The sequence below is a fragment of the Dolichospermum circinale AWQC310F genome, assembly GCF_000426925.1.
In the GTDB taxonomy this organism is placed as follows: domain Bacteria; phylum Cyanobacteriota; class Cyanobacteriia; order Cyanobacteriales; family Nostocaceae; genus Dolichospermum; species Dolichospermum circinale.
Map to the genome: position 1 here is coordinate 38407 of NZ_KE384694.1, position 5108 is coordinate 43514.

The 5108-nt window shown below is 39.6% G+C and carries 3 protein-coding genes; all 3 read left to right on the plus strand.

Annotated features, from left to right (window positions below; translation table 11 throughout):
* Positions 1–206: 206 nt before the first annotated feature.
* Positions 207–1091 (plus strand): ParA family protein, encoded by an 885-nt coding sequence (locus tag ACIR310F_RS0115185; protein ID WP_028084560.1) that lies wholly within the window; start codon positions 207–209, stop codon positions 1089–1091.
* 939 nt (positions 1092–2030) lie between these two features.
* Entirely contained in the window at positions 2031–3203 is a 1173-nt protein-coding gene (locus ACIR310F_RS0115190; protein ID WP_028084561.1) for a septal ring lytic transglycosylase RlpA family protein, read from the plus strand.
* A gap of 153 nt (positions 3204–3356) precedes the next feature.
* Complete coding sequence (locus ACIR310F_RS0115195) at positions 3357–4973, plus strand: bifunctional pantoate--beta-alanine ligase/(d)CMP kinase (protein ID WP_028084562.1); 1617 nt, start codon at positions 3357–3359, stop codon at positions 4971–4973.
* Positions 4974–5108 lie beyond the last annotated feature (135 nt).

Genomic DNA, 5108 nt, shown 5'->3' on the forward strand with positions numbered 1-5108 from the left:
ATTGTACCTCATAACATCGGGAAGTGCTGTAAATAACCTAGTAGAGACGTTCCATGGAACGTTTCTACTATTTTTGTCGGAGATGTCTATTAGAAATCATTTGATACTTTTCCACATCCCTCTAAAAGAGTAACATCACCAAAGTTAAAATCTATTAGATAATATGAACGCTATCTAAATGGGAAAGCGTCAGTAGAGGAAGTAAAATGGGACATATAATCGCAACAGCAAACATGAAAGGTGGAGTTGGTAAAACCACTATTACAGTCAATATAGCTACTTGTTTAGCGAAAAATTACGGAAAAAAAGTCCTGGTTTTAGATTTAGATAGTCAAATTAGTGCCACACTGAGTTTAATGTCACCAGTAGAATTTGCCAAACGTCGTAAACAAAGAAAGACATTGAGATATTTGCTAGATCAAATTATCAACCCCGAACCAGAGGCAAAATTTACCATTCATGACATTATTCAACCGCAAGTTTGTAATCTTCCTGGATTAAATTTATTACCGGGAGATATAGATTTATATGATGAATTTGTGGTTTCAGAAATGCTGCATAATCAATCAGTAGCATTAGGTGAACAGGACTTTGAAACTATCTGGAATCGCTTTGAAAGAGTCTTAATTAGAGATATCTTAAAACCTGTGCGTGATGAATATGATTTTATTCTTTTAGATTGCGCTCCCGGTTATAATCTCATGACTCGTAGTGCTTTAGCTAGTAGTGATTTCTATATTCTCCCAGCTAGACCAGAACCCTTATCTGTAGTAGGAATCCAACTTTTAGAAAGACGGATTTCCCAATTAAAAGATAGTCACAAACAAGAAGCAAAAATAGATATTAAAATCTTGGGAATAGTCTTTAGTATGTCCAGTGCAAATATCCTGAATAGTAAATATTATAAACAGGTAATGCACCGAGTCATTGAAGATTTTGGAGTAGATAAAATCTGTAAAGCGCAAATACCAGTTGATGTGAATGTTGCCAAAGCTGTTGATAGTTTCATGCCAGTTTCTTTACTAAGTCCTAATACAGCCGGTTCTAAAGCATTTATGCAATTAACTCAGGAATTATTGCAGAAGTTGTAAGTAGGTTTCTACAAGGATTTAGGGTTTTAGGAATTTGGGATTTATTTTTGCAAATTCGGGAATATAGTTATAGTTAGTTGCTACCCATCTTTGAGGAATTTATACTGGAAATACAATTCCTTAATCATGTTTAAAAGTGCTGGTGGTAATATTTCTGAATTTTCTGGACTAAATATAGGGTTGATAGCTTGATACAAAATTGATTACTGAGGTTATTACTGAATAAAAAGCAAATATGTATGATTTTAGACCTTGAGTATTAATGTATACGCGCTTATTACCCTTTTTTCATTGTCTCATTAATTATTAATCTGAGGATAAGAATAAATACTTACTGGAGAAAAAACACTTTTATTACTCAATATGTTGAGTATTTAAATACACTAATTAATTAAATTATTGTCAGTATTGACCCATCAATTATGCAGGTAACAAATTAAGTATTTAGTGAAATATCCCAAGTAGTTTTTCAAATTTAGCCCTTATGTAGACTATATTTTCCGAGATTTAAACTTCTGTTAATAGAACTATTTGCCAGTAAAATTGCATCTAAACATAAATGATGCTAATTGTTCTTTAAATACATAATATTTGATAAATACTGAGGATAAATATTAAGTAGTAACTCTGGGATCAAGTTATTGGTCAATAATAAGTTGGTCTGAGAAAATATAGATATCTCCAAAAAACGTTACATAGCTAAAATCCTCAATTGAAAACAGTTTGACAGCCCAAATCTGAGTTGAAATTTTGCCAGTCTGTTGAAATTTACGCTAAAACCCTGATCCCCAACCTTAAACATTCATGTTAGTCTATTGCAGTTACAAAATCCAAAGTGGAAGCGGAACAGGTTCGAGTTTACAGGTACTGTCACCATCACAAGTGAAAAACCCAACTAAAAAAAACTTAAGTTCTCAAGTCGCTTTAAAAATCGGACGCATGAATCAAAGACATTTGTGGAATACTGTCGTAGCCCAAACAATATTGACCCTAACCGTTTTGGGTCTACCCTTAGCAGCTAGAACTCAAGCCAGCGAGGGAAGTTCTCCAACTCTGGCCAAATCATCTGCCAATGATGCGGTTAAAGTTGGAGAATACCAATTACCGACAGAACAACCCCTGGTTGAGCCTGTGATTGCCAGAATTAAGCCTCACAGTATTCAGGGTTTACAAGCAGCAACTCTTTATGTTCGGGATACTCCCGTTCTCACCTTTCTCGGTTCTACCCGAGTTACTAACAAGAAAATCAAAATTGGAGTCATTGGCAATAATCAGAGTTTAAATTCTGATTCTGAAGTTGCTACTGACTCAGGTAAATTTGCCCGTTTTAGCAATACTGGCAATACAATCAATATCAACAAACAATTTAGCTCCATTGACAATGACCCGGTTGAGAAAGCTAGTGTCATAGCAGCTAGAATTAATGAACTAGTTGAAAACAATGTAGACGCAAGCAAGATTACCGTCAGTTGGAAAATAGCGGATAATCCCGCAAGTAATAACAAAGCTTACAAGAATGGCCGCTCTGTTCGTAGACCGTCTGGGGATTCCTATGGATCGCTCCGTGATCGCTACACCATCACAATTGACGGTCAAGAACTGGTAGAAGTCAATAAAACCACACGACTATCAGCCAATATTAATGGCAACAGAAAAAGCCCAGCCACTAATCTGGCTCAAGATGCTTTAGAGGCAACTAATAGACTGCGGAGACTGATGGGCAACGCAGATCCCATCAAGGAAATCGCCAATCTACCCGCTGGTAAATCAGTTTCTACATTAAAGTTACCACAAAAAATTGCTTTTGGCGGGGTAAATATTAATTTTCGCGGCATAGCTTCTTGGTATGGTTATGACGGCTCTGGCAATAAAACAGCCAGTGGGGAAAGATATAATCCCGAAGGTTTAACTGCTGCTCATCGGAGTTTACCCCTGGGGACAAAAATCCGCGTTACTAATACCAGAAATGGGCGTTCTGTCGTCGTCCGCATCAATGACAGAGGTCCTTACATCCGTGGTCGAATTATCGATCTTTCTGCCGGCGCTGCCCGTATATTAGGTATGATTGGTAGTGGTATTGCTCCAGTCAGGCTGGAAATTTTGGGAAGATAATCCCCTTGCTCGTTCCTTATCTCTTTTCGCTCTTCACTATTAAATTCCCCTGGTTCATCTATCTTACTCATCCCCCAATTATCAATTGTGCCACGCCGCGCTATCAGATATACACTAACGGGGGAAAGGATCGAAAGGAACTGGGGGTTTTTTGTGCAGTTGCTGACAACAGTTACAGCTTTACGGTGTTATTTGAATGGCCATCGGAGGTATTGCCATTTTGGGACGACCCAGGATGGGGCAGTTGATGATCAAGCTGTTTGGTATCCCACTGCGGTGGGTTTAGTGCCAACTATGGGTAGTTTACATCAAGGGCATCTGAGCTTGATTCACCGAGCTAGAAGGGAAAATTTGACGGTAATTGTCAGTATTTTTGTTAATCCGTTGCAATTTGGACCAAATGAGGACTATCAACGCTATCCCCGGACTTTAGCACAGGATCGAGAATTTTGTGAACAAGCTGGCGTAGATGCGATTTTTGCCCCAACTCCTGAAGAAATTGGTGTCCCTGCTGAAAATATCACAGCAACTCAGGTGACACAAGTTATCCCCCCATCTGCTATGATGTCTAGTTTGTGTGGTAATTTTCGGCCGGGTCATTTTGCGGGTGTAGCCACAATTGTGACTAAACTCTTCAACTTGGTACAACCTGACCGAGCTTACTTTGGACAAAAGGATGGTCAACAACTGGCAATTATTAAGCGGTTAGTAGCTGATTTGAATTTGCCCGTTGAGATTGTTACTTGTCCCACGATGCGGGAATTGTCCGGCTTGGCTTTAAGTTCTCGGAATCAATATTTGACTACCACGGAACAAGAGCAAGCAACAGTGTTATTTAAAGCTTTAGAAGAAGCTAAAGCGGCGTTTCAAGCTGGCGTTCGTCACAGTAGTGAGTTAATAGCATTGGTACGGCAAGAAATTGCCAAGGTGAGGACTATCAGCTTGGAATATATTGAATTAGTTGAACCAAATACGTTGATGTTTTTAGAAAAAGTTGAGAATGAAGGAATGTTGGCGATCGCGGCTCGCCTTGGTTCTACCAGGTTAATTGACAACACGATTCTACGGGATGTCAAGGACCAAATCCGCCAACCGATTATCGCTATTGATGGTCCTGCGGGCGCTGGTAAATCTACAGTCGCTCGTCAGGTAGCACAGGAATTGGGATTAGTATATTTAGATACGGGTGCTATGTACAGAGCCATCACTTGGCTAGTGCTGGAACAAGCTATTGATATTGATGATGATTGTGCTGTGGCTGAATTGGCGATGCGGTGTAAAATTGAACTTAGTCCTGGTCAAAGTCTGCAATTTCCCGTAAAAGTCCAGATTAACGATATAGATGTAACTGAAAAAATTCGCACAACTGAGGTGACATCAAAAGTATCAGCGATCGCCGCCCAAAGCGCTGTTAGACAAGCATTAGTCCAACAACAACAGAGTTGGGGACAACGGGGGGGTTTAGTAGCGGAAGGTAGAGACATTGGTACTCATGTGTTTCCAGATGCAGAAGTTAAAATCTTTTTAACTGCTTCCGTGGGTGAACGGGCCCGTCGTCGTTATCAGGACTTTGAAAAACAAAATCAACCCCAAGTTAGTTTAGAACAGCTAGAACGGGACATTGCGGAAAGGGACTTAAAAGACAGCACTCGTAAGGTTTCCCCCTTACAAAAAGCACCTGATGCTATTGAAGTCCAAACCGATGGTTTAACTGCTTCTGAAGTGGCTGCACAAATTATTAGCCATTACAATCAGCGGCTCTCCCATTGATAATGACCGAAAAAAATCGGATACAAGCCCCGTCCTTCTAGGACGGCTTTGTCGTCGGGTAATGAGATACAGCAAGTTCAGATTGAGTGAGGTACATTTTATGCGGGCAAGATGCCCGCACCACAAGAGTTTTAT

Coding starts and splice junctions, on each gene's coding strand:
- ACIR310F_RS0115185 (WP_028084560.1), top strand. CDS start 207: ATGGGACATATAATCGCAACAGCAAACATGAAAGGTGGAGTTGGTAAA.
- ACIR310F_RS0115190 (WP_028084561.1), top strand. CDS start 2,031: ATGAATCAAAGACATTTGTGGAATACTGTCGTAGCCCAAACAATATTG.